Raw genomic sequence first — 590 nt, 5'->3', positions numbered from 1 at the left:
GCCACAGCGGGTCGATCGGCGACATGCCGCCCAGCACACGCGTCACCGCCGGATTGATCGCGGCGATCGCGCCGCCAGCCCGCGTCACCGTGTCGGCGAAGATCGACCAGTCGGGATCGACCTCCGGGTCCCAATGCGATTTGTTGTTGGGCTCGTTCCAGATCATCGCCGCTTCGATCATCGCACGCCTTTCGCAGGGTAGACCGCCGCCGGCCCATATTCCGCATAGGGAACGGGCGCGACGCGGCACAGATATACGTCGTGGTCCGGCTGCGCCTCGACCGTGAAGCCGGCGGCGCGCAGCATCGCCTCGCTCGCGGCGCGGTTCGGGGCCCACCAGTTGGTCCGCGAACTCGCGCTCGATGAAGTGCAGCTTGGGGTAGCCGGGATCGTTGAAATAGTCGGGCGGGTCGAACGTGCCCGGCTTGTGAAAGGGATGGTTCGCCGGCACGTCGGACAGGTCGTCCGACCCCTGCTGCATCGTCTGGAACAGCATCAGATCGTCCGCGACATGCTCCCGGATCAGGTCGAGCGCGAGCAGCGGGTGGCGCAGATGATAGAGCACGCCCATGAATATGACGACGTCGAAC

Annotated in this window: 1 protein-coding gene; it reads right to left on the bottom strand. The window is 65.9% G+C overall.

All coding sequences use genetic code 11. The annotated features are described in order from the left end of the window. The coding region (locus tag AC0IYH_RS29100; RefSeq protein ID WP_471837476.1) for a hypothetical protein at positions 1-590 on the bottom strand (590 nt) is incomplete at both ends.

The sequence above is a fragment of the Pseudomonas sp. AC463 genome (genome assembly GCF_979253585.1).
Note: the sequence above shows the minus strand (reverse complement) of the source record. Positions and strands in the feature narration are given on the sequence as shown.